This is a genomic window from Staphylococcus sp. EG-SA-2, from assembly GCF_017152085.1.
The window spans coordinates 1-5,209 of sequence record NZ_JACYHC010000440.1; the positions used below are offsets into that span (position 1 = coordinate 1).

Annotated in this window: 5 protein-coding genes; all 5 read right to left on the reverse strand. The window is 34.7% G+C overall.

Annotated elements, in window-relative coordinates:
* A partial coding sequence (locus tag IDG60_RS05550) for a Gfo/Idh/MocA family protein (RefSeq protein WP_206160549.1) occupies positions 1-269 on the reverse strand: 269 nt, incomplete at its 3' end.
* Positions 270-342: 73 nt separating this feature from the next.
* Positions 343-1,182: a sugar ABC transporter permease gene (locus IDG60_RS05555; RefSeq protein WP_000162661.1), complete on the reverse strand. Its 840-nt coding sequence runs from the start codon at positions 1,180-1,182 to the stop codon at positions 343-345.
* Between the two features lies 1 nt (position 1,183).
* Positions 1,184-2,452 carry a sugar ABC transporter permease gene (locus IDG60_RS05560; protein WP_000166892.1) on the reverse strand — a complete coding sequence of 423 codons (1,269 nt, stop codon included), beginning with the start codon at positions 2,450-2,452 and terminating at the stop codon, positions 1,184-1,186.
* Positions 2,453-2,454: 2 nt separating this feature from the next.
* Entirely contained in the window at positions 2,455-3,726 is a 1,272-nt protein-coding gene (locus IDG60_RS05565; RefSeq protein ID WP_000034961.1) for a maltodextrin ABC transporter substrate-binding protein, read from the reverse strand.
* Positions 3,727-3,738: 12 nt separating this feature from the next.
* On the reverse strand, positions 3,739-4,836 hold the full coding sequence (locus IDG60_RS05570; RefSeq protein WP_000818915.1) for an ABC transporter ATP-binding protein: 1,098 nt from the start codon (positions 4,834-4,836) through the stop codon (positions 3,739-3,741).
* Between the last annotated feature and the right edge of the window lie 373 nt (positions 4,837-5,209).

Sequence of the window (5,209 nt, forward strand, 5' to 3'; positions counted from 1 at the left end):
GCATGCAACCCTGCTACAGTAATTTCACAATGCGAGTCATTTGGCGTACAAACATGGATAACATCAATCGTGTCATCTTTTAACAATGCTTTGTAATCATCATAAACCTTTGCATTGTCAGTTCCGTATGCTTCTGCCGCACTCGCTGCTTTCGAAATGTCTACGTCACAAAATGCGATCATTTCAACATTTTCAACTTTTTGTAAACTTGGCATGTGCTTGCCATTCGCAATACCACCACACCCAATGATTCCAACTTTAATCGTCATCATAACGTCCTCCTTTTAATCTTTATCGTCATTAGTGGTTCTTTATCAATTCTGCCCCACTCCTAATTTCAAACTAACCTTTTGTCGCACCTGTTGTTAAACCTGATACTAAATAGCGTTGCAAGAACAAGAATACGATTGCTATAGGTACTGCAATCATAATTGCCCCTGCTGCAAACACTGTGAAATTATTTGCATACTTATCATTAATAAAGTTGAACAATCCAACTGCTAATGTGAATTTTTCAGGACTTCTTAATAGTATTTTAGGTAATATAAAGTCCATAAATGGTCCCATAAAATTGAACAAAGCAACAACTGCTAAAATCGGCTTAGCTAATGGAAGCATAATTTGTAAGAAAATACGCATATGCCCTGCACCATCAATTTTGGCAGATTCATCAAGTTCTTTTGGAATCGTATCGAAGTAACCTTTCACTAAAAAGGCATTCATCGGTATTGATCCACCAATATATACCAGTGTTAGTCCAAATAAAGAATCTAATAAACCAATTGTATTTAGCAAAATATAGATTGCGACCATTGCCATTAATACAGGGAACATTTGTAAAATCAAAAATGTAATCAGCCCGTATTTACGACCAACAAAGCGATATCTAGAAAAAGCATATGCTGTTAACGTGACAAATATCACACTAAACAGTGCATTTGCAGATGCTACGATAAGCGTATTTTTATACCAAGTCAGGTATTGACTACTGTCATCGAATAGTAAGAATGCATAATTTTTAAATGTTGCATTGTCTGGTATCATTTTGGCACCATACAAGTTCGTACCTGGATTAAGGGAAATGCCAAATGTCCACAGTAGTGGATATAAAATGATGACAAACATCATCGCTATAAAACTGTAAATACCGATTGCTTTTAATATGTTTTTCTTCTTTGTCATCTTATAAACCTCCCTCATCTTTAAACGTACTTGTACGTCTGAATTGAATAAATGCGACAATAGCAACAATAAATCCAATAATTAATGACACAACTGCACCCATGTTGAAGTTGTTAAACTCAAATGTCAGATTATACACCCAAGATATCAAGATATCTGTACTACCAGCATTCTGCCCTGACACTGGTGGACCGCCTTTATTAAATAGATAAATAAGATTAAAATTATTGAAATTACCTGCATATTGCATAATTAACAATGGCGCTGTGGCGTAAATGACATGCGGGAATGTGATGTTTCTAAACTTTTGCCAACTAGACGCACCATCCATATCTGCTGCTTCGTACCAATCTGATGAAATACTTTGCAGTACTCCAGTGAACAGTGCAAAGACAAATGGGAATCCAAGCCATACTTGAATGCCGATTAATGCCACTTTTGCCCAAAACGGATCACTTAACCATGCTGGTGCTACACCTAATAAAGGTTGCAAAATATCATTATTTATCGCACCAAATTCATCATTAAATAACGCTACAAATATTAAAATTGTCACAAATGATGGTACAGCCCAAGGTAGGATTAACACAGTACGGATAAATTTCTTACCTTTGACGACAGGGTGATTTACAATAATTGCCAAAAACAGCCCTAATGCAATTTGAAGTGTCGTTGCAACAAGCGTCCATACTAATGTCCAAGTAATAACACTGAAAAATGTTTTGCGCCAAACGCCAATTGTGAATAACGTTTTAAAGTTATCTAAACCAACCCATTCTAATGTGTGTCTCGGAGGCGCGTTGTATAAATTGTAGTTTGTAAATGCTACTCCAAACATAAATATTAATGGAAATACAACTACAAATATCAATAAGAATGTACCTGGTGAGATTAGTAAGTATGGGAACGTCTTGTCCCATGTTGCCACCATACGCGCCTTCGGATCCTTTATTTCCTCATTGCGATTAAATCGTTCAGCATTACGATATGCATCTAAAATATTAATGACATATAGCATGATTGCGAAAGCAACGAGTAAGATAGAAATAATACCTTGTGCAAGTAAGACACGAGAATCGTCTAACTTAGGTACTGTCCCTAATGTGAACAATCCCCAAAAACCAATATTTAAAAAGCTATAAAAAACAGAAATAAAACTGATGAAAAAGATAAAAAATATCGTCCCTTTAATGGGTCTTTTATTATAAAACTGTCCCAAACCAGGTATAACAGATAATAATGCCGCTAATTTAGGGTTACGTTTCGTCATAACTAATCTCCTTTCTTATCATTTTGTGATGGATGAAGAATCTTAATATTTTGCGTTATATCATTCGTCGCCTCATCTAACGCTTGTTTAGGATTCTTACCATTTGAGATAAATATGCTTGCATTGCCCATCGGTTCCCAAACTTGTCGCATTTCAGGAATATTAGGCATCGGTTCAGCATGACGTGCTTGCTTTTCAAACACTTTTAAATTTGGATTAGATGATTTCACGTCAACACGTCCAGTAATTTCGCTCATTTCATCTGTATATTTTTGTAATGTATCTTTACTAGTGATATACAGCATTAAATCTTTAGCCCAATACTTATGTTTACTATATTCAGATAAATACCAACCACGTACACCGAGAAATGGTTTCATAGGTTTGCCACCATCTGTAGGTAATGTTGTTACTCCTAAATCTTTACCAAACGTTTCTTGATATTCATTAATGTTCCACGGTCCAGTGACAAATTGTCCTACTTTTCCTTCTTTAAAAAGACCAATCATGACATCATGTGTTGCTGCCTTAGGAAGATACCCTTTGTCGTACCATTTTTGTAATCGTTCAGCATTTTTGACGACATGTTTTGAATTTAGTCCTAGCTGATGAATATCATATTCACTGCCATTTTTCTTGAAAATATAATCATCATTGCCGAATAAAAACGGATAATTAAAATAGAAATTTTTAGCATCAAATAACATACCGTATTGTTTCTTTTTACTATCAGTTAGTTTGGCAGCATTAGCTTCAACTTCTTCTAACGTTTGCGGTGCATTTTTCACTAATTTTTTATTATAAAAAAGTGCGGTTGTTTCAACGATAGCTGGCAATGCTAGTTGCTTATTGTCATAATTCATCGCTTTAAGTGCTTGCTTATTGAAACCTTTCAACTCATCTTTTGATAATTTGATTTCAGCAGCTAAGCCTTGTAGATAGGCACTTCCAGTATTATCATGTGCTAAGAAAAAGATATCTGGACCTTTTCCTGCAGGAGCGTCTAGCGAAATATTTTCTAGTTGATCATTTTGACCAATATTTACAAGCTTTACTTTGATGCCAGTTTTTTTAGTATATTGATCCGTAATTTTTTTATAAAACGCCATTTGCTTGTCGCCATCCACCCACATCGTAAGTTGGTTAGGCTTGTCTTTAGAATTATCTTTATTCAATGCTTTATCAATATCTTCTTTCGAACGATTAGGGCCACATGCAGTTACGATTAATAACATTACCACGGCTAACGTGATACATTTTAAAATTTTAGACATGAATACTCCCCCTTAGACGATACGATTTCCTGTTTTTTCATCAAAAAAGTGACACTTATTCATATCAAATGCTAGTGTAATCTTGTCGTTCGTCATCACTTGGGTTCTTGAATCTAATTTAGAAATCAATTCCATTCCTTGGAATGTACTATGTACCATGATTTCTGAACCTAACAACTCGGATACAACTACTTCAGATTCAAATTGTGTCTCTGGAGAAGTTTGAATAAATATTGGTTCTTCATGAATGTCTTCAGCTCGAATACCTAAAATAATTTCCTTGTCTAAGTAGCCAGCAGCTTTTAACTTTTCAAATTTTTTATTATGTAATTTAAAATGATGTGTTCCTACCTTCAATCCGTCCATTTCAACTGTAGCATTCAACATATTCATTGCTGGTGAGCCGATAAATTGCGCCACAAATATGCAATTAGGGGCATCATATATTTCTCTAGGTGTGCCGACTTGCATAATGTCGCCATCTTTCAAAACAACAATTCGACTAGCCATCGTCAATGCTTCAGTTTGATCATGTGTAACATAAATTGTCGTAGTATTAAGTCGCTTATGTAATTTCAATATTTCTGTGCGCATTTGTACTCGAAGCTTCGCATCAAGATTCGATAATGGTTCATCCATTAAAAAGACTTTCGCATCCCTAACAATAGCTCTGCCCAAAGCAACACGTTGACGCTGTCCACCAGATAACGCTTTTGGTTTACGACCAAGATACTCAGTTAATCCTAATATTTCAGCTGCTTCATTGACTTTTTGTTCAATCTCTTTTTTATTTACTTTACGTAGCTTTAGCCCAAATGCCATATTTTCAAATACAGTCATATGTGGATATAATGCATAGTTTTGAAATACCATCGCAATATCTCTATTCTTTGGTTCAACATCGTTCATGCGTTCCCCATCAATATAAAAATCTCCAGATGTGATAGACTCTAGTCCAGCAACCATTCGTAATGTTGTTGATTTACCACATCCCGATGGTCCAACAAATACAATGAATTCTTTGTCAGTAATATGTAGATTAAAATCTTTCACTACAGTATTGTTGTTATCATACGTCTTTTTAATATGCTCTAACTTTAGTTCTGCCATGTTATGCCTCCCATACTTTGTTTACAGTTTGATTGTGCAATACACTTTGTGAAAACGTTTGCACAAATACTTACATAAATCATATATTCAGTCATTATTAATGTCAATCATAAATTGTAAACGTTTACATTACTGTCAGAATTAAACTTTTATACAGAAAATTGATATAGTACACAACTATTTTCTAGTGTGACAATAATGTTTTTTTATGTGCGATATTTCACTGCCAATGCTAACAACCTTGTCTTACATTTTAAGTAATATCTAAATCAAACAAGTATGACTTAGCATTACGATTTTCATTGAAAAAAGCAACCATTATGTAAGTATCATACTCACACAATGATTGCTTAATTTTTTAGACTGCGGGCAC